Below are 23,333 nucleotides of genomic sequence, written 5' to 3' on the forward strand. Positions count from 1 at the left end.
AGGCGAATAAGAGAGGTTAAAATTCAGTGCAATAAAGATTATAATTTTTCTTTAGATTGATTCTTGGTCTTATTTCGGCTGGAAAACTTTAAATCAAAGAATTGAAATTAACCTGCTCCAAGAGGAATAACATAAAAGTACACCGAAATAAAATGACAGAAAGTTCCTAATAAAACGAAGAAATGAAAAATTGCATGGTTGAATTTCAAGCGATCAATACTGTACAAAATTGCGCCAACCGTATAAGCGATGCCGCCAGAGATTAACCACACCAATCCATTAAAATCCAAGTTGGTCATCAGGTTTTTGAAACTGAAAATTATCAGCCAACCCATAGCCACATAAAGGATGGTAGACAAAACATTAAATCTACCCGTAAAGAAAATTTTGAAAATTACGCCTACTAAAGCGATCGACCAAACGATGGAGAAAATCGCAAAACCTTCAGTCCCATGTAAAGAAACCAGTACAAAAGGCGTGTAACTGCCTGCTATTAAAATATAAATTGCGGCATGATCGAAAATATTCAGGCGGTATCTTAATTTTTCACTTTTAGAATGATGGTATAAAGTAGACGCTAAATACAGAACAATCATGCTCAATCCAAAGATTGGGAAACTGATAATTGCCCAAATACTCGCCAGTTCGATGGCTCTAAAAACCAATAAAACCATAGCGATTACACTTAATATCAAACCTGCAAAATGAGACCATACATTCAGTTTCTCTTCTAAATTAGAATAGGTATGAATGGTATATTGGGTCTCTGGTTTCATTAATTTAATACTAAAGTCAGTTTTTTAAATTCGATTTCAGCATTTTTCTCTTTGTAAAGAATTCCGTAAATCGTATCGATAATTGGTGTTTTCAGGTTCTTACTTTTGGCGGTATGGTAAACCGAATCTGCCGCGTAGTATCCTTCTGCAATCATATTCATCGATTGGATCGCAGATTTTACGGTGTAGCCTTTTCCGATAAGATTTCCTAGATTTCGGTTTCGGGAAAACAGGGAATATGCCGTTACCAGCAAATCGCCGAGATACGCACTTTCATTAACATCACGGGGAACTTCGTATACCGCTTCCAAGAAAATTTCCATTTCGCGAACAGCGTTGGAGACGAAAACTGCCGTAAAGTTATCACCATAACCTAATCCACTGGAGATGCCGGCCCCTACGGCATAAATATTTTTTAAAATTGCACTGTATTCATTTCCTAAAATATCTTTGCTGCAATGAACATTAATAAAATCAGAAGAAAACAGGTTGAATAATTTCTTGGCTACGGCTTCTTCAGCCACCGCAATGGTAAGGTAAGAAAGTCTTTCCATCGCTACTTCTTCAGCGTGACAAGGTCCAGCAATTACCGCCTGGTTTCGGAAGCCAATTTTAAATTCATCCCGTAAATAGTGTGCAACCACATCATTAACCTTGGGAACAATACCTTTAATAGCGGATACAAAAATTTTATTTTCATAATCGCAGGTCATTTTATCCATCGCATCAGAAAGGTAGATTGAAGGGGTGGCCAGTACAACTACTTCACATGCAGTGACCAGCTCATTAATATCCGTGGTTACCTGCAAATTTTTATTATTAAAAGATACCGATGTCAAGTAATTAGGATTATGACCGCGTTGCTCAATTGCGCCTTTTACATATTCGTTTCTCACACACCAATGAACCAGTTGACTATTTTCTACCAACATTTTGACGATGGCTGTGGCAAAACTTCCACTGCCCACTACTCCAATAGTGGTTGTTTGAGCTTGTGATTTTGGCTCTTTCTTTTTTGTCATAATTAAAAAACTTAAGTACTGTTTGTAACTTTCTAAACAGCTGAGAATCTTTCGTACAAATATATTAAAGCTTTCTGAATACTGCGACTATTTGTTATTTAATAAAAAGCAGTTCCCTTGAAAAATACTTTTATTTAAAAAAAATCGTTTTTAAAAATATTTTATAAATTTGCAACCTCAAAATTTTGAAAACCACGACTTTAAAAATGAAGAATTTCATAAGTAGCAAGAAAAACAAAACAGTATTGTTCGGCATCTTAGCAGCGATAATCTTCGCACAAGCTTTGGTCATTGGCAAACTGTATACCGAAAAAGATAATAAATCGTACCAAGTCAATTTGGTTCCGATCAATACTGAAAAAGACAGCATCGATTATTTGGAGATGAAAAACAATTTAATGCTGGTTGACAACACCGTTCGAGAACTGAATTCCTTTTTAGCAGCTAAAAACTTAGCCGATCCTCGACTAGAAATCCTGGCGAAAGACAGTATTTCAGATGCAGTTTATTTAGCAAAAAAAGCAAATCGCTATAGTCAATATTTGGTCGATTTACAACGCAAATTACAACAGGTTCCGCTGGGGATTCCAACGGATGGTTATATCTCTTCTCAATTTGGAAAAAGAAAAAACCCTTTCCCTGAAAAAACCGTTATGCTGGCGGGCGTAAATCCGCTTAAAGCTGCCCCACAGAACATTGAGGTGAAAGACAGCTTAGGAAATGTTGTTAAAAAAGCGGTGGTTTCCGGTTCTGTGGGTGCTTCACAGAATAATAGCCCTGCAGAAAAAGACCAGTTTAAATTTCACAAAGGTTTAGACATTGCCGTAGCACATGGCTCTGATGTTCGCAGTGCGGCCTCGGGAAAAGTGATTTTTGCGGGGGTGAAAGGAGGATATGGAAATTGCGTGATTGTTTCCCATGGAAATGGATTGGATACGCTCTACGGCCATCTCTCCGCCATTTTAGTTAAAGCAAATGATATTGTTAAAGTGAATGATGTTATTGCAAAATCTGGTAATACTGGCCGTTCTACCGGACCTCATCTTCATTATGAAGTGCACAAAAATAATACACCGGTTAACCCGAAGCTGTTTATGAATTTATAATAAAATTCTCTTAAACAAATAAAAACGCTCCTGAACAATCGCGAGCGTTTTTCATTTACATTTAAATCAGAAGACTTCGTTTCCGCGTTTACTCAAAACTCTAATTTACTTGCTTTTTTCAGATTTTAATAAAATCTCTTTTCCCACAATTACCACCCATTGTTTAGAAAAATTTACTGAAATTTGCAGTTCGTCCTAAAATAGATGAAGCTGAATGATGAAATTATGTATTGCTGAAAAGCCAAGTGTGGCCCGAGATATCGCCAAAGTATTAGGAGCAAACGTGGCTAACCAAGGCTATTTTGAGGGAAATGGCTATTGGGTAACGTGGACTTTTGGGCATCTTTGCACGTTGAAGGAACCGCACGATTACAGTGCGCATCTTAAATCGTGGAATCTAATATTTCTTCCCATTATTCCCGACCCTTTTGGCATAAAATTAATCCCCAATTCTGGTGTTGAAAAACAGTTCAAAATCATTGAAAAATTAGTCCAAGATTGTGCAGAAGTTATTAACTGTGGTGATGCAGGCCAAGAAGGAGAAGTAATTCAACGGTGGGTTTTACAAAAAGCCAAGTGCAAAAAACCTATGAAAAGACTTTGGATTTCTTCCCTTACGGAAACTGCAATTAAAGAAGGATTTGCCAATTTAAAACCTGCCGAAGATTACCAAAATCTTTACCTGGCCGGAAATGCTCGGGCGATCGGCGATTGGCTCTTGGGAATAAATGCCACCCGATTATTCACCCGAAAATTTGGCGGCAACAAAAGTGTTCTTTCGATTGGGCGCGTTCAAACTCCAACACTTGCAATGATTGTTCAACGACAAAAAGAAATAGATGCCTTTACGACCGAGGAATACTGGGAACTGAAAACCACTTACCGCGAGGTTCTTTTCAATGCGGCAATTGAGCGTTTAAAAACGAAAGAAAAAGCCGAGAAAGGTTTGGACTATTTAAAGCAGCATCCTTTTGAAATTATTTCTTTTGAAATCAAAGAGGGTAAAGAAAAAAATCCGCGGCTGTTTGATTTAACCGCACTTCAGGTAGAAGCCAACCGGAAATTCGGGTTTTCTGCAGAAAATACCTTAAAATACATTCAGAGTCTTTACGAGAAGAAACACACGACTTACCCAAGAGTAGATACCACTTATTTGTCGGAAAGTTTGCATTCACAAATTCCTGGAATTCTGCAAAGTATGAATTTTTACCGCGAGTTAACCGCTCCACTTTTGGCACAACCTATTCCGAAATCAAAAGCCGTTTTTGATGATGCGAAAGTCACTGATCACCATGCCATTATTCCAACTGAAATACCGCCATCTTCTAGTTTAGGCAGAGAAGAAAAATTAATTTATGATTTGGTCGCCAAACGTTTTATCGCTGTTTTTTATCCGGAATGTAAGATTTCAAACACATTGGTAGAAGGTCTAGTTGGCACCGTTCCCTTTAAAACTACCGGCCGACAGATTTTAGAATTGGGCTGGCGTGAAATTTATCTTAAAGAAAAAGAAGATCCCGAGAAAAAAGAAAAAGACGAGGACCAAACCATTCCTGAGTTTAAAGCGGGCGAAAAAGGACCACATCAACCATTAATTCATCAGGGAAAAACCAGTGCGCCAAAACCGTATACCGAAGCAACTTTGCTGCGCGCTATGGAAACCGCGGGAAAACAGGTCGATGATGAAGAACTGCGAGAAATGATGAAAAACAACGGAATCGGTAGACCCTCTACCCGAGCCAATATTATCGAAACTCTTTTCCGCCGAAAATATATTGAGCGTAAAAAAAAGAATATTTTTGCCACTTCCACCGGAATTGAATTGATTGACACCATTCAAGATGAATTGCTAAAAAGTCCAGAATTAACCGGTGAATGGGAATCTAAACTGCGTAAAATTGAGCGAGGCGAATACGATGCCTCCCAGTTTAAAGACGAGTTAATTGTAATGGTGACCAATTTAACAAAAGCCGTCATCACTGAAAAAGCGAAAGTCATTTCTTTTCAAGAAGAAGTTCAGCCAAAGGAAAAGAAAGAGTTAACTCCTAGAAAAACAGTGGCCATAATCTGGGAAGAAACCAACTGTCCAAAATGCAAAGAGAACAAGCTTATGAAAGGGAAAACCGCCATCGGTTGCGCCAATTATAAAGATTGCGGTTTCAAAGTTTCATTAATGATGTTTGGAAAGAAACTCACTGAAAAGCAAATCCAGGATCTTATTGTAAAAGGAAAATCAAGCAAACTGAAAGGTTTTACAGAACACCCGGAAAGTTTATCTGAAGGCATTTTACGCTTAACCAACGATTTCGCTCTCGAATTGAAAGCCGACTAACGCACTTTTATGCAGGCTTTTAGCTTGGGATTACCATCTTTCTTTAAGGAGTGAACACTCTTATTAATTCAAAATTGTACCTTTGCACGCAATAGGATTAACCTAAAAGTTACCATTAAAACATACAATTTTAATAAAAGGATCTAGAAATCCTTGCTAACCGTACGATTATGACAATAGAGAAAAATCATGTAGTAACCCTACATTACACGTTAAACGCTTTAGAAGAAAATGGCGAAAAAACGTTCATCGAAAAAACAGACGTTGAACAACCCTTCACTTTTTTATATGGAGTAGGAATGATGTTGCCTAAGTTTGAAGAAAACATTGCGGGCTTAAGTTCTGGCGACCAGAAATCTTTCACCATTACTCCAGCTGAGGCGTATGGCGAAAAAATCGAAAATGCAATCACGCAATTGCCTGTTGAAATGTTTGAACAATCAGGAATGCCTCCGATTGGTGCGATGCTGCCTTTGCAGGACGCCCAAGGAAATCACTTGACTGGTGTTGTTTTAGAAGTGACCGATCAAGGTGTTACTGTAGATTTGAATCACCCAATGGCTGGAAAAACCTTACAGTTTGATATCGAAGTTGCCACGACCCGACCAGCAACTGAAGAAGAACTTTCCCATGGCCACGCTCATGGTGCTGATGGTCTTGCTGAACATTAATCAAAGTCTTGAACCGAATAGATTAGCTGCGGAATTTTCGCAGCTTTTTTTGTGCTTATTTATTCATCGCCAGGTTTCAAAAATTTTTAAAAGACGAATTTATAAAACCAAATTCCAAAAAATACCGTATTTTTAAGCATGCGGAAAATTATTTATGTCAGCTTCGGATTACTAATTCTCACCAATTGCCAGTCTGTAAAACACCAAGATCTGGTGTACGGAAAATCTGCAAATCAAAAAGATTTAAAACTCAATATTTTTGTGCCCAAAAAAGCTGAAAATAAAAAATTGCCTATTCTCATTTTTGTTCATGGTGGAAACTGGAATAGTGGAAATAAAGATCAATACGGTTTTTTCGGACGAAACTTTGCGAAGAAAGAGGTGATTACTGTAATTCCCGAATATACTTTAAGTCCAAAAGCCAATGTTGATCAAATGACCAGTGAAATTGCAACTGCGATAAAATGGGTTAAGGAAAACATTGAAACCTATCACGGCGATGCCCATCAACTTTTTGTCACCGGACATTCTGCGGGTGGACAATTGGTGGCTTCTGCGGTTTTAAATCCAAAATATGGAATTACTGAAAACTCTATTTCGGGTATAATTTTAAATGATGCCGCCGGAATTGATATGAAAAATTATCTGGAAAAAAATCCGCCAACCAGCAAAGATGATTACTTAGCCACCTGGAGCGACCAACCGGCAAATTGGGAACAAGCCTCTCCTATCTATTTTATTACTGAAAAGTCGCCGCCAATTCTTATTTATGTCGGGTCCAAAACTTATGCATCCATCACTACTGCGAATGCCAATTTTATAAAAAGATTAAATGAATTTCAACCCAAAGTGAAACCGATCATCATTGATAAAAGCCATATCCCGATGGTTTTGCAATATTTCTGGCCTTGGAGTGAACGTTTTACAGAAATAAATAATTTCATCCAAAAAAAATAAACGGTAGCTTTGTTTCTTACCAGCGCAAAAATTAAAATATGGACGATAATCCGCTTAATCTCATCACGGGTGTACACGAATCACTCATCAATTATTGGAATATGTTTGTGCAGTCTTTACCGCGCATCGGTTTTGCCGTGACCATCTTGGTGCTCACCTATTTCATCGCTGGTTATGTATCGCGAACAATACAAAAAAGGTTTGTCAATGCCGATCATGATCCACTCTTCGTGCGATTTTTAAGTAAAACAACGAAAGTAGTTTTAATCATCATCGGAATTATTTTAGCAATGCAAGCCATGGGTTTAAGTGGTATCGCACAGGGTTTACTGGCGGGCGCAGGACTCTCTGCCTTCATTTTCGGCTTCGCTTTCAAAGATATTGCAGAAAACTTTTTGGGCGGCTTGATTTTAGCTTTCAACAGACCTTTCAGCCTGGATGATACGATACAAATACGGGATTTCACAGGACATGTAAAAGCATTGAATTTCCGGACGACACACATCAAAACCTTTGATGAAAAAGATGTTTTTCTGCCCAATTCCATTGTGGTAAAAGAACCGCTCATCAATTATACACGCGATGGACAAATACGATTAGACTTTGTGGTCGGTATTGCCTACGAAGATGATATTACCGAGGCGATTTCCTTAATCATCAAAACCATTAGCCCGACCGCAACGATCATCAAAGGAAAAGAACCTTTTACCGTGGTAGAAGAACTGGCCACAAGTACCGTGAATTTACGAACCTTTTTCTGGGCAGATACTTTTGATTATAAAAAAGGCGTGCTCGAAATTAAAAGTGAGATTATTAAATTAGTCAAAGAGGTGCTTGTAAGAGAAGGATTCTCCTTACCATCTGATATTCAAGAGATTAAATGGTATGATCGCACGAAACCTTTCCCGATCGATATCCTCAACACGAAAGGTGATTTCCCTAATTTAAAATAATAACACGCATGAGTTTCAGCAAATGGATTCGGATTTACTACAAGAAAACAGTCGAGAGTATTGCATTCTATCCTGCACTCATCGCGGTAGGATTTCTTATTCTTTCTTGGGGAATGTTGGCCTTCGATTTTTCGGACTACGGAAAACAAATAAAATCTGGCTTAAGTTGGCTGAGTCTTAAAGATGCAAGTACGGCCAGAACCATTATTTCTACCGTTGCCGGTGCAATTATTTCACTTACCGTTTTCAGTTTTTCTATGGTGATGATTGTGCTGAATCAGGCGGCCTCGCAGATGAGCAACCGCGTTTTAAACAGCATGATTGAAAATCGGTTTCAGCAAATCATTTTGGGAATTTATATCGGTACCATCGTGTATGCACTCTTTTTACTCAGTACAATCCGCGATATTTCGAGCGGGATTTACGTGCCAGCCTTCAGTATTTATGCGTTGATTTTATTGACGGTTATTGATATTTTCCTTTTCATTTATTTCCTTGATTATGTAACCCAAACGGTAAAATATGAAACCGTAATCGATCGCGTTCGCTTGCAAACCTACCATACGATGAAGGCTGATTTCAAAGAGGTTCATCAACGCCAACCTGAGTGGTTCAATTTGCCTTATGAAACCATTAAGGCGAAAAAATCCGATTATTTTCAAGGCTTTAACCAAAAAAGATTGCTAGGACTGACGGAAAAAAACAAAGTATATATTCAATTTTTATATGCACCCGGCCAATTTATTTTACAAGGTATGCCTTGCATTAAAATCTATGCAGAAGAAAAAATTACAGACGATTTGGTTCATCAAATTTCCGACTGTGCAGATTTTTACACGGGGCAACCCATTGATCGCAATGCCGAATATGGTTTCCAACAATTGTCTGAAATAGCGGTTAAAGCCTTAAGCCCTGGAATTAACGATCCTGGCACGGCGGTGCTGGCCTTGCATGCCTTGGTGGCGCTTTTTCACCATCGCTTGTATCTTCAATTGCCCCAATTGATTCAAAATTCAGCAGCGCAGGAAACGGTGTATTTGCCTTCCGCAGATTTCTGTGTATTATTTGACCGTTGTTTAACACCTATTTGGAAGTACGGAAAAGATGACGATGCTATACAAGCCACTTTTTTGGATCTCTTACACCAACTTAAAACCAGCGATGAAAGAGAAGAATTTACCGACCTTATTGCCACTTGGGTTTTAAAAATAAAACAACATCAAACCACTTTACTCCCATAAGGTTTAATTTTTAGGCGAGTCAAAATAGATTTCGAGAATTCATCATTATTAAATAAAAATTCTTGAACATTTTTAAAAATTCTACCGCATTTTTTTTCTTCCAAAACACACAATTTTTAAAAAATCGACTTTCCTTCGTTTGAAGTTCTTATTTTAGCGCATCAAAATAATTCGCATGACGTCTACCGACTTTATAAAAAGAACCCTCGATTTATCTGCTCCAAATATCAATGCTACTTTAAAACTGTTGGCTGAAGATTGCACCATTCCCTTTATTTCCAGATATCGGAAAGATGCCACCGGAAATCTGGACGAAGTGCAAATCGAAAACATTGCTAAACTCAACAAGCAGTTTGCAGAAATAGTAAAACGAAAAGACAGCATTCTAAAAGCCATCGACGAGCAACAAGCTTTGACCCCAGAATTGAAGCAAAGAATTGAACAAAGTTTCGACCTGCAGGAAATTGAAGACTGGTATTTGCCGTTCAAGAAAAAGCGAAAAACAAAAGCCGACACGGCAAAAGAAAATGGGCTGGAACCATTGGCAAAAATCATCATGAGTCAAAATGCACTGAATTTGCACCATTTAGCTGCACAATATTTGACTGAAAATGTAAGTTCAGAAGAGGAAGCTTTGCAAGGTGCGCGCGATATTTTAGCGGAATGGATTAATGAAAATGGCTATGTTCGGAAAAATCTACGCCGACTTTTTCAACGAAAAGCCAGCATCAATGCTAAGGTGATAAAAAGTAAAATGGAAGAAGAAGGTGCACAGAAATTCAAACAGTATTTTGATTGGGAAGAAAGCTTAAATAAAATCCCATCTCACCGATTGTTGGCGATGTTGCGTGCAGAATCCGAAGGTTTTGTAAAAACCAAAATAGAAATTGACAAGGATGAAGCGCTTGATTTCGTAGAAAACACCATCATTAAATCAAATAATGAATGTGCCGATCAGCTTGCTTTAGCCATCAAAGACAGTTATAAGCGATTGTTAGAACCTGCAATATCCAACGAAACCTTGCAGGAAGCCAAGGAAAAAGCAGATCAAAAAGCCATTGAGATATTTTCTGAAAATCTACGGCAATTGCTTCTTGCGGCACCTTTAGGAGAAAAAAGAATTTTAGCCATCGATCCTGGTTTTAAAAGTGGGTGTAAAATAGTTTGCCTGGATGAAAAAGGAGATTTGTTGCACAACGAAACGATTTATCCGCATGCGCCGCAGAATGATTCCGGGATGGCGATGAAGAAAATTCGCTCCATGGTGAACTCGTATAAAATTGAAGCGATCTCCATCGGGAATGGAACGGCAAGTCGGGAAACAGAATTTTTCATTAAAAAAATTGGCTTTGAAAACCCACCACAGGTTTTTGTGGTTTCAGAAGCTGGCGCCTCGGTATATTCGGCAAGTAAAATTGCGCGCGAAGAATTTCCGAATTTTGATGTTACGGTTCGTGGGGCAATTTCTATTGGCCGAAGATTGTGTGATCCTCTGGCAGAACTCGTAAAAATAGATGCCAAGTCTATTGGTGTGGGGCAATATCAGCATGATGTAGACCAAACGCAATTGAAAAATGAACTCGATTCTACGGTAATGAAATGTGTAAATTCTGTCGGCATTAATTTGAATACGGCGAGCAAATCCCTGTTGAGTTACGTGTCTGGAATTGGCGAAAAAATGGCAGAAAATATCGTGAATTACCGCACCGAAAATGGCGCATTTGAAAACCGCAGACAATTGAAAAAAGTGCCGAGATTGGGTGAAAAAGCCTATCAGCAAGCTGCTGCATTTGTGAGAATTAGCAATGCGAAAAATCCGTTGGATAATTCGGCCGTACACCCCGAAGCGTATTCAATCGTAGAAAAAATGGCAAAAGATTTAGGTTTAAAAACCGATGACCTCATTGCCAACAAAGCGCAAATTCAAACCATTAATCCAGAAAAATACATTACCGAAAATATTGGAATTCTCGGAATAAAAGACATTTTAAAAGAACTGGAAAAACCTGGTTTGGATCCTAGAAAATCGGCCAAAGTTTTTGAGTTTGATCCTACGGTGAAATCCATCAAAAATTTAAAACCCGGGATGATTCTGCCGGGAATCGTAAATAATATTACGGCTTTCGGTTGTTTCGTAGATGTGGGAATTAAAGAAAGTGGGTTGGTTCATATTTCCCAATTGAAAGCAGGTTTTGTTTCGGATGTGAATGAAGTGGTGAAGCTGCATCAACACGTTCAGGTGAAAGTGGTAGAAATTGATGAAGCCAGGAAACGCGTGCAGTTGAGTATGATTTTATAATTTTTTCTTGTAACCTTAACGAAACTTTTTTAATGCAAAGACGCAATATGATTGGTCTCACACGCTTTTTAAAAAGGCGTAACCCGCCATAGGAAACCGGCAGTTGACTTCGGCAAATTTTTGATTGAGCTGAGCAAAAGCGAATTGCGATGCAGTGGTTTTTTATAAATCAAATTTTACGTGTGCAATAACTGCGAAATCTGCTGAACAATCTCGCTGGGTTGTGCGCCTTGCTGCAGGGAATCAGACGCAATTTTAAAAGCCAAAATCTCGGCGCCAAGAACTTTTGCATTTTCCTCCACCAGTTCTATGAGGTCTTCTGTATCCAGATAAAAGCCAACTTCTATGAATTGAGGAAGCATTTTTTCGACAATTTCCTCTGGTGTTTCACCAAAAGCTTTTGCGGCGATGAGCGGTAAAAGGAATTCAGTGTCGATCCATTCTTCATCACCCAGAAATTCCTGAACCAAGGCGGGATAATCAAATCGTGTTTTGGCAGCTTCCAGAATACAATCGGTAACGATCTCCAGATCTTCGTCTGAAAGATGGCCGAATTCATCCAGGTCTTGCTCGTCCTCATCGTAAAAAAAATCCTCTTGCTCAAGCTCAGCAGGGTCAGCCAAATCAGCTTCCAAGTCAGCTTCTACCAAGTTCACGTGGGAAGTTGCTTGCATTTTCTTGACTTCCTGTTGTACCAATTGGTAAAATTCATCAAACCGAAAATGATATTTGGCATCCAGTTCGGTAAGTTCTTCTTCTATTTCCTGTAAAAACGCTTCGTCATCTTCAGAAATTTCCTCTTCGGTGGCCACGTCCCGCAACCATATTTTATCTCTTTGCAAAATGCTGTACACCCTAAATATCACCACCTGCGCTTGATTGCGATCCTCATCTTCGATTAGAATATCAAAAGCAGAAAGGTTTTCGAGGTAGAAGTTTTTATCGATCATTGTGCTGGGATTTGGGGGTTATTGTTGAGCGGCAAATTTAAATAAAAAGCTTTTAAAAGCGGGTTTAAAAAATGATTTAATGCGAAGGCATTGAGCAAAATTGGGTATTGGTAAAATGATGAAATAGACATGCAAATAATGCTTGTAAAAGTCCACCATTATACAAGTAAATGGTTTTATTTTTAAAGTCGGTGAGTAATAAAAAAAGAGGTTTTTAACCTCCTATACTTTAATGATTATTAAAAATTCTTCTACTCTGGTAATTTTGGTTTTACGATAGGTAAAATAAAATCTGCGAAAACCGTATCACTTAATTTGACTAATAAAATGCCGCGCGCTGTAGAATGTGAAATAGCCGATACAGAAAATCCTAAACTCGCATCAATTTCTGCGGTATTTTTTTTCTGTGCTTTTGCTAAAACTTCCATGTTATCACATTTGAATATAAAAACAAACTTCAAATTCGTTTTCGCTTCTTTTTCATTATCCGAAATCGTAGCAATCTCAATATCAAATTGAGATCTAATTAATTTTTCTTCGATATTGAATGCGATATCTACTTTATTTGTAGTCTCAAATTCATTAATAAAATTTTCATCAAAAAATTCTGGAACAGAAATATTTTCTTCAATCGTCTTGAAACTAATAAAATGCAGTTTCTCTGCATCAAACTTATTGATATCAATCTTTTTCATTGGTGGAAGAATTTAAACTGCAAGTTCCATTGGTTGCCATTTTACATTTGCAGTATCGATATTCTTTTTCTTTTCAACTTTATTTACTTTTCGTTCTACAGTAAAAGTATGGAAAGTGATTTCATAATCGTCTTTAAATTTAGAAGACACCGTTTTGTTAGGAATCTCAATTAAGGTTTCCCCTAATTCCGCTTCCAGTTTTGCAATACTTCGTAAAGTGATATTTTGGTTTCCACTTAACCATCGACTGATTTCGGAAGGTTTTTTATCCATGTTTTCAGCCAATTCTTTTTGGGAAATACCTTTCTCCTTCAGAATTTGATTAATCCTTAGAACAAGGTCAGAATATTTATCTACAAAAATTTTAGTCTCCAAAGGAGTTTCTTCTAAAATCTGTTGGAATAATTTACTTTTCATTAAAATAATTCTAAATAAGGTTGTGAATTGTCGCAATCTAAAATGTTTCGGTTTTGCGAACAAAGTTTAATTTGCTTATTATAAAGCGCATCTAAAATCTTCTTTGCAAATTCGTTTGCTTGCTGAAATGCGATACTCGTTTTGCCATCTTGTGCACTTTGACTGGTTTTTTCTCCACCATTAAATAAAATAAGACAGGATGAAGATAATCTTAAACAATAAAGCCGGAGTGGAAAATCTCTTCCAAATTCTATTTCTTCCATCTTCGTACGCAACGGCGGTGGTAACGCATGCGCATCATTTTCTTCTCTAAAAAAATCATTCAACGCTCCTCTTTTAGTTCCAATAGTTATAGATAAAAAAGCAGCCAACTCCATCACATTTTCTTTAAACCGACTATCTTCAAAAAATCTCTTGAAAAAAAGATCTGTCTCAGATAACTCCTCATCTTCTACCATTACGGTGTAGAACATACATTTTGGACTTTCATCGTCAAATATTTCTAATGCAAAGTTAGCCATAAATATCTTATTTCCAAATATAAATTAACATATATGTTATTTTAAACATTTCTTAATCAAATATAATTATTTTATATCATAATCACTTTGAAAATTGTAGTTGCAACTTTACGTAGTTTGATTTATTCTTTATCAATATATCTCCCAAATCCAGTTGGTTCTATTTTCTCTTTTCTTATCCAATCAATTGCATAATTCAATTGATCGATAAATCTTATTTTGCCTGTATCCCATTGTAGGAAATCTTGCTTCAAAATATCATCGCTGAAAACTTCTTTTTTTATCAATCTATTATTCCAAACTGCATACATTGTGGAAATCATTTCACAAAATTCCCAATTCTTATTTCGGAATTTTTCTAAAAGTTGATTGATTTTTTCCACATCATTTTTAAACTCTCTTTCAAATAAAGAAGGTATTTCTGCAGATGCAGATAACGGTGTATAAGTTACTTTAGAACTTGCAGAAAATTTTTCTTTTTTAATATCAAAAAATCGAAAAGATTTCAATTTAGGTTCTATGGCATATTCTAATTCTGAAGTATAAGGACCAGCAACTTTTTTCTGATATTGTAAATTGGTTGATAATTGACAGTGATATTCTGCAAGATGAAGCATTTTTTGAAGTTTTACTCTCCCAAAATCTTTGCTATTTTGGGTACTTAATTTTGAAATGATATAACCCGCCAAAATTGCCAAATCTCCAATGTCATAATTCTTTAATACTTTTTTGGAAATAGAATAAACCGCTTTTTCTTCTGCAACCATACCTAAAACTTCTTGTTTTTCTACTTTCTTCACCTCCAATGCTTCTCTTAAAACCTGTTGCAACAATTGTTCATTATAATTTTGGCTTTCTTTTACGGCGGTTTCTAAATCATCACAATAGTTCATCAATTCTTCTAATTTTGAAACAATACGGTTTTGGATTTCGATTGGTGGAAGTGGAATAATTAAGGGATTTAATTTTTCTTGACTTATAGATGCCTGACCAGTAACTTTTTTAAATGACTTTAAAATTTGCTCTTTTACAATAGGTGTCAAAAACAAATAATTAATAAATGGTGCTACAAAATCCTTCCGAAAACATATCGTACGAATATTTTTACTTTCAAAAACAAATTTTTCTGATAGATCTGGAACAATGGCACATTTACCAAGTAATTCAATACTATTTACACGATTCAATAGTAAATCATTTTTTGACAAAAAGTATCTCTCATATTCTTCTTCTGTTAAAATCATTTTTTTAAGTTTGATGAAATTAATTTTACCATTATTAATATTGTACATTCTAAAACATCCTATACCTTTTTCATCATAAAATTTCTCTTCTTTATAAATACCATTCGTCATAGATTTTATAACGTTTCCCAATCTACACCAAGCCCAATTTTCAGGGATTTCAAAAGGGATTTCTTCTTCAGAAATTAGAGGTAAAGGTTTTCCTTTTTTAATCTTTTTTTCTTGAATTAATTTTCCTTTTTCAGTTCTTATTTCTGCTAAAAGTTGGGCACCGGTTTTGCCGTCTGAAGTTTCGTTGCTTACCAATTTTCCCTGCATTGCTTCTTTTAGAAATGCTTGGCGTAATTGAGAAATGAGGGAGAGTTGGTTTTTACTTTCGTCTGTAAAATTTTCCGAAATATCTGTTAATGATAAAAATTTCGCAGATATCTCCCTTTGTTTTTCAATCGAAATATATGGAATATCATATTCTCCTAAAGATTTCAAACCAATTGCTTCTTTAGATGTTCCCGCTTTGGTATTTTTAACAATATCATCTTTCAGCGTTTGAAATATGATATGATAAAATTTTAAATCTATGGGAAACTTATTATTATCTTTTGGAGTAATAATAAAACATAAATCGCTGGTTATAAATTTTCCATTTACATAATGCGTTCGTCCCAAAGAACCTGAAGCAGCCGCAGCAAAAATTAACGCTTCGTGATCATTGCTAAATTCATTATGAGTTTTCCAATCTTTCGATGCAGTAATAAAATTATAATCACCTTGAGTACATTTGCTACTTTGTAAAGTTCCTTTTACAAGACTAAATATTTCTTTTATTTTTGCCATTAATCAACTGCATTTTTTATTTGTAAAAGAATATTTTCAGATTTACTGCATGAAGCAGAAAGTTTCTCAATCAATTCCGCCGAAGAAAATTCCTGAACTTCTTCTACTTTATGAGGATTTTTAATATCCAAATCAAAATTTCTTTGTCTTAAAGTTTCTATATCAACTTTCCAGCAAACTTCGCTTTCTTCTCGGTTATTCCACCATTCTTTAATAGGATCAAACTCGGCTTCTTTAATTGTTTTGGTTTTGCTGTACGATTTTTGTCCTTCCGGTAATCGGTGTTCGTAATACCAAACTTCTTTGGTAGCAAATTCTGCAGTTTCGTTGTTGTGGTGCAATTTTTCAAAGAACAAAAGATTCGTTGCCACCGTTGCATAAGGTTGAAAGACAGAATTGGGCAATCTGATGATGGTGTGCAAACGGCAATCTTTCAATAATTTTTCACGGACGCGCTGTTTTACGCCTTCGCCAGTAAGTGATCCATCGGGTAAAACGATTCCGGCTCTTCCACCAATTTTCAGCAAATGAATCATTAATATTAAAAATAAATCTGCAGATTCTTTGGTTCGGTAGTTTTGGGGGAAATTGTTTTCGTTATTATTGGCAACAATCCCACCAAATGGCGGATTGGCTTCGATCACATCTACTCTATCTTTTTCCCGATATTCGGAAAGCGGTTTGTCCAGAGAATCTCGAAAAGTGATGTTGGGAATTTCTACATCGTGCAAAATTAAATTGGTGGTTGCCAACAAATATGGCAATGGTTTGTATTCCCACCCAATAATATTTTGTTGCAACAGTTGAAGATCTTCTACGGAAGACACATTTTTTTTGATATTTTCTATTACGGCGGTTAAATATCCGCCAGTTCCACATGCTGGATCCAGAATTTTTTCTCCCAATTGCGGATCGAGAATATGCGTGATGAATTGCGTAATTGCACGTGGCGTATAAAACTCGCCCGATTTTCCGGCAGACTGTAAATCTTTGAGCAAACTTTCATACACATCACCAAAAGAATGTCTGTCTTTGGTGGAATTGAAATCTATTTCATTTAATTTGTTCAACACTTTTCGAATGTTGATTCCGCTTTTCATGTAATTATTATTGCCATCAAAAACTTCGTGAACAATAACGGCACGTTGATTTTGGGTGCTTAAATCTAAATTCCGTAGTGCTGGAAATAGTTCCCGATCTACGAAATAGAGCAATTCGTCGCCCGTCATTCCTTCATCATCTGAAGCCCAATTTTCCCAACGAAAACGTTTGGGAATTGGTGATTCGTAAGATTCGTCCATCAATTCCATTTCTTGATCTTTGTCGCAGAATACTTTGAAGAAGAGCATCCAACCCAATTGTTCCAAACGTTGTGCATCACCGTTCAGTCCGGAATCCTGCCACATTATTTTTCTAATACTTTCTATAACTCCTGATATGCTCATGTTTTTTATTTGATTAATAGGAATTTGTTTAACCTATTGTTTTAATAGGACGTTGTCCTATCCTATTGATTTAATAGGACGTTGTCCTATCCTATTGATTTAATAGGACGTTGTCCTATCCTGTTGATTTAATAGGACGTTGTCCTATCCTGTTGATTTAATAGGACGTTGTCCTATCCTGTTGATTTCGTCCTTTCAGGACTTTTTCGATGCGTTTTTTTTAAATAATAGGACTTTGTCCTATTCTGTTGATTGCGTCCCTTCGGGACTTTTTGGTTGCGTTTTTTTTAAATAATAGGACTTTGTCCTATTCTGTTGATGTCGTCACTTCATGACTTTTTTTATTGGGCTTTTTATTTTACCTTCTTTGATTTCGATGTGTTGACTTTTCCAATCGAAATAGTCAAATTCACTTATCTTCCATTTTCCGTTTTTGTATTCGAACCCAAAATCAGTAGGATTTCTATTCTCTTTGAAATGAATGGATATTTGCAGACGGTCTTTATTTTTAAATTCAAGAGGTTGATCAAAGAGATTTGCAGTATTTAATTTATTCAATAACAAAGCAGTGTTATTCGGATTTTCGGTTTGTAAGAATTCATAAAGTCCAAGTGGTTGACCAATTAAAAGATCTCCTTGTTCTGGATCATACCGAAATAGAATCCAGTAATGTTTAAGATTTTCGACATTTTTAACATCGCAGGTGCAGAGAATAATTTTATCAGAAATAGTACACATATTTAAAAATTAGGCAATTGAATAAATTTCATCTTCCAGTTCTTTCAAAGCATTTAAATATTGTTTCCTACCGCCAAATGTTTTTACAATTTCCAAAGGTGAACCAAAATCTGAAATCGGATTTAGTTTGAGAACTTCCATAGATTCTAAAGTATTTAAACCTTCATCTGCGTATTTATCAATTAAAGCAGAGAGAACATTTCTTGCTTGTTCACCATATTTGGCAAAGTAATTTCTTTTCTTAACATTGTTTGCGCGCTCTTTTCTCGTTAGCGGTTTTTGGTCAAATGCAACATGACAAATAATATCGAAAAGGTCACATTCTTTGTTTACAGATTCCAAAAGTTCTTTTACCATAACTCCCTGCTCTTCCAATTCTTTTACAATCGCTTCTTTTCGGTCAGAATTTTTCCAAAGTGATAGAAACTGATCCAAAGATTCGTATTTTTCGCTGAGTAAATCTTTGGTATAATCTTTTAAACTGAGTGTAATTGGTTTTCCATTTTTATCGAAATACATTTCTCTCGTATTCAGAATAGTAACATCTACTCCATTGATATAAATTTTATTCGGCTTGATTTTTTTATCCGTGAAAGGATTTGGATAAGGTTCTTTTGGGTCATGAACAGCTGTGGGAACATTTTCTTTCTTTTCATCTACCTCAATATTTTCATCCTCAAATTGATCATCTGCGGGAGTTTGTTCATCTATAATTTTAATTCTTACCGGATCACCGTCAAAAGTTGGATCTGCAAAATTATCTGTTGCATTTCGAAAATCAATAATCGTGAAATAGAGTTTTCCAAACTCTTCGTTCACGCGAGTTCCACGTCCGATAATTTGTTTAAATTTCGTCATCGAACCAATTTCGGTATCCAAAACGATTAATTTGCAAGTTTGGGCATCAACTCCGGTTGTCATCAATTCAGACGTTGTAGCAATTACCGGATAGGTTTGTTCGGGGTCTATAAAATTATCGAGTTCTCTTTTTCCTTCATCGTTATCACCAGTAATTCTCATCACATATTTGTGATTCTGTAAAACCAAATCTGAATTTAAACTTGACAAAGCCGATCTCATTCTTTCTGCATGATCTATATCTCTGCAAAACACAATAGTTTTGTTGAATCTGTTTGTATTTTTTAAAAACTCGGTAACTTTTCTGGCAACAGTTTGGGTCCTTTCATCGATAACCAAATTTCTATCAAAATCTTTTCGGTTGTATATTCGGTCTTCGATGATGTTTCCATCTTTATCTTTCTTTTCTTTTTCTGGTCGCCATCCTTCCACATCAACATCCATACTCACACGAATGACTTGATAAGGTGCTAAAAAACCATCGTCAATTCCTTGTTTTAAACTATAGGTATAGATCGGGTCACCGAAATATTCTGCATTGCTCACGGTATCCGTTTCTTTTGGAGTTGCAGTGAGACCAATTTGAGTAGCCGTTTTAAAATACGTTAAAACTTCACGCCATGCCGAATCTTCTTTTGCACTACCACGATGACATTCATCAATAATTATGAGATCAAAAAAGTCTGGACTGAATTGTTTGAAAATATTCCGTTCTTCTTCATTTCCAGTTAAACCTTGATAAATAGCGAGATAGATTTCGTAAGATTTGTCTATTTGCCTGTTTTGAACAATGGTCATTTTATCTCGAAAATGTTTGAAATCTCCACGTTTCGTTTGGTCGATTAACGAATTCCGATCTGCGAGAAATAAAATTCTTTTTTTAGTTCTGGATTTCCAAAGCCGGTGAACAATTTGGAAAGCAGTATAAGTTTTTCCTGTTCCGGTTGCCATCACCAACAAAATTCTGTTTTGACCTTTTGCAATTGCTTCAAGAGTGAGATTTACCGCATTCTGTTGATAATATCTTGGCGCTCTACCAGATCCATCAAAGAAATAATCTTGCTCAACTATTAGTTTTGATTCTTCATTGGCGATACCTTTAAATTGCAAATACTTTTCCCACAAAATTTCTGGAGAAGGAAAATCATTCAACTCAATTTCACTTTCAATATTGGTAGCATTTGTTTTGTCATGAAATAAAAAGCGATCACCATTTGTAGAAAACACAAAAGGCAAATCTAATATATCTCCATATTCTAAACCCTGCTGCATTCCAGAACCTACTTCATGGTTATTCTCTTTCACTTCAATAATTCCAATGGGAATATTGGGTTTATAATATAAAATGTAATCTGCTCTTTTCTTCTTACCACGAGTAGATAATTTACCACGAACAATAATTCTTCCGTCCGTAAAATTCACCTCTTCCCGAAACTGCTTCTTTCTATCCCAACCTGCATTCTCCAAAGCAGGCGTAACATATTTAGTGCAAATATCTCTTTCCGAAAATAATTTTTTACTCATAATTTGGTCTTTTAAATATAAAGACTATTAATATTGCAAGATAATACTTAATTGTTAATGAAGATTTATTGTCGTAAAAAAAAATCTTTGTACTCTTGTATTTTTAAAAACAATTTTTGTTCAGAAGTGCATGAAATTTCCAGAAACCATTTTACGTGGCATAGGCCAAGTCATGTTTCAAAACAATTGGTTATCAGGTCTTTTATTTTTAGCTGGAATTTTTTACAATTCGTGGATGTTGGGACTTGCAGCAATCGCCGGAACATGTATCAGTACAATATCTGCGCAGATTCTGAATTATTCAAAAGTGGATATCCAAAATGGTTTGTATGGTTTTAATGGCACTTTAACGGGAATAGCCGTGCTGTGTTTTTTCGAGGTTTCCCCAATGACCGTCGGTGCGCTGATTGTTGGTGCAACGCTATCCACTCTTGTGATGCGCTTTTTAAAAAAGATTCTGCCACCATTTACAGCACCGTTTGTGATGGTTACCTGGCTGCTGATCTATTCCTTGCTTTTGCTCGTTAAGCTGCCACTGCTATCCTCGTCTCTGGAAAAAGATGTAGCCATTGCTGGTTTAGAAATTCTTTCTGCCTTTGGTAAGAGTTTCGGACAAGTGATGTTTCAGGAAAATACGGTTACTGGACTGCTTTTTCTGGTGGCCATTTTTATCAACAACCAGTTGAATGCGGTCTATGCCATGTATGCTGCGATTTTAGGATGGGCGATCGGTTGGCTGTTTTCAGAACCGTTGACGACCCTTAATGCTGGTTTGATGGGTTATAATGCCATTCTTTGTGCAATCGCGCTGAGCGGAAAAAACAGGATGGATTTTCTCTGGATTTCCCTTGCGATTATCTTGTCGACCGTTTTAAATATTGGGCTCGCTAGAACGGGAATCATTACGCTGACCGCACCTTTTGTAGCGGCTACCTGGATTATTTTGATGGTGAAAAATAGAAATGCTAGTAGTAAAAACCGTTCGTCTGCGGCAAATAAATTACAGTCTCTATAAAAATAAAAAAGCACCAACCTCGCGGTAAGTGCTTTATTTCCAATGTTGTGGCCCCACCTGGGCTCGAACCAGGGACTTGCTGATTATGAGAAACGACCCGAAGCCTTTCATATGCTTTCATTTACATTCAAAGTCGTTGATTATATTGCAGTTACGGATATTGCTTCTTACTTTTGGTTTCATCTAATTTCTCAAAAAGATACCACATGTTGTACCTATGTTGTACCTAAAACCAAAAAAAATGAGCGCAAGTATCAAAATTGTATGTAAAAAGAAAGTTTTAAAAACAGGATTATTTCCAATCTATCTCCGTGTAACTATTGACCGTAAATCAACGTTCTACTCTACTCCATATTCTTGCAAATTATCCGAGTGGAACAGTGCACAAAGTGAATTTACAATAAAATTTAGAAATCATCTCAGTTTTAATAAATCTTTAAGAAAATTAAAAGATGATGCTTCTGATACTGTCGATCTATTAGAAAAAAAATACGGACAGTATAACCTTATCCATTTTGATAAATATTTTTCCTTAAAAGAAAAAAAAGGATTTTCATTTATTGAACTTTTCGAAAAGGAAATACAAATTTTCAAAGATAATGATCAAGTAAATTATGCCTCGTCTATGGGCAATTCAATATCGGCACTAAGGAAATTTAAAACAGATTTAGATCAATATGCTTTTGAAAACATTGATTTTCAATTTTTAACAGATTTTGAAAATTTCTTAAGAAAGCGAGGAGCAAACGACGGAGGAATTGGGGTTTATATGAGAAATATAAGAACGATTTACAACAAGGCGATTAATTACAAAATTGTACAACCTCAATTTTATCCTTTTCGCGAATTTAAAATTTCCAAATTCAAAAAGAGAAATATACGGAAAGCCTTGACAGAAGTAGAATTTAAAAGTTTGTTAGACTTTGACATTAGTACTATACCAGCTGCGAAAAATGCAAGATTTCTTTACATTTTTTCATTCTACGCAAGAGGAATGAATTTTACAGATTTAGCAGAATTAAAGTGGTCTGATTTAGACAGCAATCATTTCAATTATGTAAGAAATAAAACAGAGGTATTTTTAAAAATAAAACTACCAAATTTGCCAATCATTGAAGAGATATTAAAATTCTATAAGCTCTATCGACCTTTTGAAACTCCTTATATTTTCCCAATTCTTAAAAAAAATCTAGATTTATATACTGCAGAAGAATTAATCGCTCGTAAAGATAGCGTTCGTTGCTATTACAACATACAACTAAAAAAAATGCTTAAATCGTGTGGTATTGAGAAGAATATAACGTTTTATACTGCACGTCATACTTTTGCTACAACTGCACTGAGAAAGGATGTAAATATTAACATAATCAAACAATCTCTTGGTCATAAAAGAATTAGCACGACAGAAAGTTATCTTGATGATTTTCTAGATAGTGAAGTGGATCAAGTGATAACGAATATGTTTTAAGATACTCTTCTAATTTTAATACCAATTTATATGTTTCTTCAAAAAGTAATCCAGTTATAAGATTAGAATAATTGTACTCTATTAAATTAATACCTTTATTTTTATTGTTGGTCATAGATTTTTCTCTCTCGTTTCATATGTTAAAATTAGGGTTTTATGCTTTGTAATCTTCCCCAAAAATAAGAACATTTAAAAATATAGTTTTTAAATTTGGAAGACTATGAAAAACAGTAAATTTTCAGAAGTTCAGATCATCAAGATTTTATC

General features: G+C 35.8%; 19 protein-coding genes. 9 read left to right on the forward strand and 10 right to left on the reverse strand.

Translation table 11 applies throughout. From position 1 onward, the window contains the following. Positions 1-107: 107 nt before the first annotated feature. Positions 108-776 (reverse strand): PAQR family membrane homeostasis protein TrhA, encoded by a 669-nt coding sequence (gene trhA, locus QWY78_RS08320; protein WP_290218609.1) that lies wholly within the window; start codon positions 774-776, stop codon positions 108-110. Continuing rightward, positions 776-1,798, reverse strand: coding sequence for an NAD(P)H-dependent glycerol-3-phosphate dehydrogenase (locus QWY78_RS08325; RefSeq protein ID WP_290218611.1), 1,023 nt, complete (start codon positions 1,796-1,798; stop codon positions 776-778). The genes trhA and QWY78_RS08325 overlap by 1 nt, the downstream gene beginning before the upstream one ends. A 206-nt stretch (positions 1,799-2,004) precedes the next feature. Here QWY78_RS08325 and QWY78_RS08330 point away from each other — a divergent pair, with 206 nt between their 5' ends. From QWY78_RS08330 to QWY78_RS08360, 7 genes are all read left to right on the forward strand, one after another. Then, a complete protein-coding gene (locus tag QWY78_RS08330; protein WP_290218614.1) occupies positions 2,005-2,904 on the forward strand; it encodes a M23 family metallopeptidase in 900 nt (299 codons plus the stop codon). 217 nt (positions 2,905-3,121) lie between these two features. After that, on the forward strand, positions 3,122-5,236 hold the full coding sequence (locus tag QWY78_RS08335; protein WP_290218658.1) for a type IA DNA topoisomerase: 2,115 nt from the start codon (positions 3,122-3,124) through the stop codon (positions 5,234-5,236). Between the two features lie 170 nt (positions 5,237-5,406). Then, complete coding sequence (locus QWY78_RS08340) at positions 5,407-5,907, forward strand: FKBP-type peptidyl-prolyl cis-trans isomerase (RefSeq protein WP_290218616.1); 501 nt, start codon at positions 5,407-5,409, stop codon at positions 5,905-5,907. Between the two features lie 138 nt (positions 5,908-6,045). Further along, positions 6,046-6,864: an alpha/beta hydrolase gene (locus tag QWY78_RS08345; RefSeq protein ID WP_290218619.1), complete on the forward strand. Its 819-nt coding sequence runs from the start codon at positions 6,046-6,048 to the stop codon at positions 6,862-6,864. A 38-nt stretch (positions 6,865-6,902) separates the two neighbouring features. Next, positions 6,903-7,817 (forward strand): mechanosensitive ion channel family protein, encoded by a 915-nt coding sequence (locus tag QWY78_RS08350; protein WP_290218621.1) that lies wholly within the window; start codon positions 6,903-6,905, stop codon positions 7,815-7,817. Positions 7,818-7,825: 8 nt separating this feature from the next. After that, positions 7,826-9,058 carry a DUF2254 domain-containing protein gene (locus QWY78_RS08355; protein ID WP_290218623.1) on the forward strand — a complete coding sequence of 411 codons (1,233 nt, stop codon included), beginning with the start codon at positions 7,826-7,828 and terminating at the stop codon, positions 9,056-9,058. A gap of 175 nt (positions 9,059-9,233) precedes the next feature. Beyond that, positions 9,234-11,357, forward strand: a complete 2,124-nt coding sequence (locus QWY78_RS08360) for a Tex family protein (RefSeq protein ID WP_290218625.1) — start codon at positions 9,234-9,236, stop codon at positions 11,355-11,357. A gap of 176 nt (positions 11,358-11,533) precedes the next feature. Here QWY78_RS08360 and QWY78_RS08365 read toward each other — a convergent pair whose 3' ends face one another. The 8 genes from QWY78_RS08365 to hsdR all read right to left on the reverse strand — a co-directional run bounded on the left by QWY78_RS08365 (position 11,534) and on the right by hsdR (position 20,583). Next, positions 11,534-12,307: a hypothetical protein gene (locus QWY78_RS08365; protein WP_290218628.1), complete on the reverse strand. Its 774-nt coding sequence runs from the start codon at positions 12,305-12,307 to the stop codon at positions 11,534-11,536. A 251-nt stretch (positions 12,308-12,558) separates the two neighbouring features. Next, complete coding sequence (locus QWY78_RS08370; RefSeq protein ID WP_290218631.1) at positions 12,559-13,002, reverse strand: hypothetical protein; 444 nt, start codon at positions 13,000-13,002, stop codon at positions 12,559-12,561. Between the two features lie 12 nt (positions 13,003-13,014). Further along, positions 13,015-13,419 (reverse strand): helix-turn-helix domain-containing protein, encoded by a 405-nt coding sequence (locus QWY78_RS08375; RefSeq protein ID WP_290218634.1) that lies wholly within the window; start codon positions 13,417-13,419, stop codon positions 13,015-13,017. Continuing rightward, on the reverse strand, positions 13,419-13,940 hold the full coding sequence (locus tag QWY78_RS08380) for a hypothetical protein (RefSeq protein WP_290218637.1): 522 nt from the start codon (positions 13,938-13,940) through the stop codon (positions 13,419-13,421). The genes QWY78_RS08375 and QWY78_RS08380 overlap by 1 nt, the downstream gene beginning before the upstream one ends. A gap of 122 nt (positions 13,941-14,062) precedes the next feature. Next, complete coding sequence (locus tag QWY78_RS08385; RefSeq protein ID WP_290218642.1) at positions 14,063-16,018, reverse strand: restriction endonuclease subunit S; 1,956 nt, start codon at positions 16,016-16,018, stop codon at positions 14,063-14,065. After that, entirely contained in the window at positions 16,018-17,463 is a 1,446-nt protein-coding gene (locus QWY78_RS08390) for a class I SAM-dependent DNA methyltransferase (protein WP_290218645.1), read from the reverse strand. Before QWY78_RS08390 ends, QWY78_RS08385 begins: the two co-directional genes overlap by 1 nt. A 324-nt stretch (positions 17,464-17,787) precedes the next feature. Continuing rightward, complete coding sequence (locus QWY78_RS08395) at positions 17,788-18,201, reverse strand: hypothetical protein (RefSeq protein ID WP_290218648.1); 414 nt, start codon at positions 18,199-18,201, stop codon at positions 17,788-17,790. Positions 18,202-18,210: 9 nt separating this feature from the next. Then, entirely contained in the window at positions 18,211-20,583 is a 2,373-nt protein-coding gene (gene hsdR / locus QWY78_RS08400; protein ID WP_290218651.1) for an EcoAI/FtnUII family type I restriction enzme subunit R, read from the reverse strand. Between the two features lie 130 nt (positions 20,584-20,713). Here hsdR and QWY78_RS08405 point away from each other — a divergent pair, with 130 nt between their 5' ends. Then, positions 20,714-21,598, forward strand: a complete 885-nt coding sequence (locus tag QWY78_RS08405) for an urea transporter (protein WP_290218653.1) — start codon at positions 20,714-20,716, stop codon at positions 21,596-21,598. Positions 21,599-21,818: 220 nt separating this feature from the next. After that, the gene (locus tag QWY78_RS08410; protein WP_290218656.1) at positions 21,819-23,066 is read left to right on the forward strand and encodes a site-specific integrase; all 1,248 of its coding nucleotides are present in this window, start codon (positions 21,819-21,821) and stop codon (positions 23,064-23,066) included. Positions 23,067-23,333 lie beyond the last annotated feature (267 nt).

This window comes from Kaistella yonginensis (assembly GCF_030409525.1).
GTDB lineage: Bacteria > Bacteroidota > Bacteroidia > Flavobacteriales > Weeksellaceae > Kaistella > Kaistella yonginensis.

Coding starts and splice junctions, on each gene's coding strand:
- trhA (WP_290218609.1), bottom strand. CDS start 776: ATGAAACCAGAGACCCAATATACCATTCATACCTATTCTAATTTAGAA.
- QWY78_RS08325 (WP_290218611.1), bottom strand. CDS start 1,798: ATGACAAAAAAGAAAGAGCCAAAATCACAAGCTCAAACAACCACTATT.
- QWY78_RS08330 (WP_290218614.1), top strand. CDS start 2,005: ATGAAGAATTTCATAAGTAGCAAGAAAAACAAAACAGTATTGTTCGGC.
- QWY78_RS08335 (WP_290218658.1), top strand. CDS start 3,122: ATGAAATTATGTATTGCTGAAAAGCCAAGTGTGGCCCGAGATATCGCC.
- QWY78_RS08340 (WP_290218616.1), top strand. CDS start 5,407: ATGACAATAGAGAAAAATCATGTAGTAACCCTACATTACACGTTAAAC.
- QWY78_RS08345 (WP_290218619.1), top strand. CDS start 6,046: ATGCGGAAAATTATTTATGTCAGCTTCGGATTACTAATTCTCACCAAT.
- QWY78_RS08350 (WP_290218621.1), top strand. CDS start 6,903: ATGGACGATAATCCGCTTAATCTCATCACGGGTGTACACGAATCACTC.
- QWY78_RS08355 (WP_290218623.1), top strand. CDS start 7,826: ATGAGTTTCAGCAAATGGATTCGGATTTACTACAAGAAAACAGTCGAG.
- QWY78_RS08360 (WP_290218625.1), top strand. CDS start 9,234: ATGACGTCTACCGACTTTATAAAAAGAACCCTCGATTTATCTGCTCCA.
- QWY78_RS08365 (WP_290218628.1), bottom strand. CDS start 12,307: ATGATCGATAAAAACTTCTACCTCGAAAACCTTTCTGCTTTTGATATT.
- QWY78_RS08370 (WP_290218631.1), bottom strand. CDS start 13,002: ATGAAAAAGATTGATATCAATAAGTTTGATGCAGAGAAACTGCATTTT.
- QWY78_RS08375 (WP_290218634.1), bottom strand. CDS start 13,419: ATGAAAAGTAAATTATTCCAACAGATTTTAGAAGAAACTCCTTTGGAG.
- QWY78_RS08380 (WP_290218637.1), bottom strand. CDS start 13,940: ATGGCTAACTTTGCATTAGAAATATTTGACGATGAAAGTCCAAAATGT.
- QWY78_RS08385 (WP_290218642.1), bottom strand. CDS start 16,018: ATGGCAAAAATAAAAGAAATATTTAGTCTTGTAAAAGGAACTTTACAA.
- QWY78_RS08390 (WP_290218645.1), bottom strand. CDS start 17,463: ATGAGCATATCAGGAGTTATAGAAAGTATTAGAAAAATAATGTGGCAG.
- QWY78_RS08395 (WP_290218648.1), bottom strand. CDS start 18,201: ATGTGTACTATTTCTGATAAAATTATTCTCTGCACCTGCGATGTTAAA.
- hsdR (WP_290218651.1), bottom strand. CDS start 20,583: ATGAGTAAAAAATTATTTTCGGAAAGAGATATTTGCACTAAATATGTT.
- QWY78_RS08405 (WP_290218653.1), top strand. CDS start 20,714: ATGAAATTTCCAGAAACCATTTTACGTGGCATAGGCCAAGTCATGTTT.